Source organism: Vibrio sp. 378 (genome assembly GCF_033339435.1).
In genome coordinates, this window is the sequence record NZ_JAWOUO010000704.1 from 1 (window position 1) to 636 (window position 636).

Sequence of the window (636 nt, forward strand, 5' to 3'; positions counted from 1 at the left end):
CAAGGCCAACCCCACAGATAAGTGGATTAGGATCATCAGACTGATCGATGACCTTTGACACTTCTTTTAACAGGTGCTGCATGTCATGTTTAGGATGAAGCGTGCTGTAATTAATGAAACGAACATCGTCATCGATGAACTGTAGTTGAAGAACTTTTTCGTGGTTACCTGGGCTTGTACTATCAAAGCCGTGCAAGTAAATAATCATGTGTACCTCTCCCTGTAAAATCTGGTACTTTTTTTAAAACTACCACTATTTCCTTACTGATAAAGGGGAAAACGTCACGAGTTCTCAAAACAGTGATCTTCTAAACACAATAAATCTTTAAACTCTTGCGCACTGTTTAAGTATTGTTCATCTCCCCACAATTTATAAGCAAGCAAGTACCAAAGCATTGCCATCACTAAAGTGCGGGGTTGCCACGCTTTTACTCCTTCAAGCCAAACTGAGGTATTTTCAATATTTCGAATCTGGCAATAGCGTTCAACCGACTCTTCTATTGGCGAATCGGTAATTTGCAAAATGAGCGTTAAATCTAATCTTGGATCTGCAAGGCTTGCGTACTCCCAATCAATGACTTTCCCGCCCTGCTCTCCCCGAACTAGGTTGTAACTCCCCAAATCAATGTGACACAG

Annotated in this window: 2 protein-coding genes; both read right to left on the reverse strand. The window is 41.2% G+C overall.

Annotation, left to right across the window (positions count from 1 at the left end; all coding sequences use genetic code 11):
• Nucleotides 1-208 (reverse strand): YqiA/YcfP family alpha/beta fold hydrolase (locus tag R7Q48_RS28380; protein WP_276457887.1); only part of this gene is annotated, 208 nt, incomplete at its 3' end.
• 74 nt (nucleotides 209-282) lie between these two features.
• On the reverse strand, nucleotides 283-636 hold a 354-nt coding region (locus tag R7Q48_RS28385; protein ID WP_318133662.1), incomplete at its 5' end, for a phosphotransferase.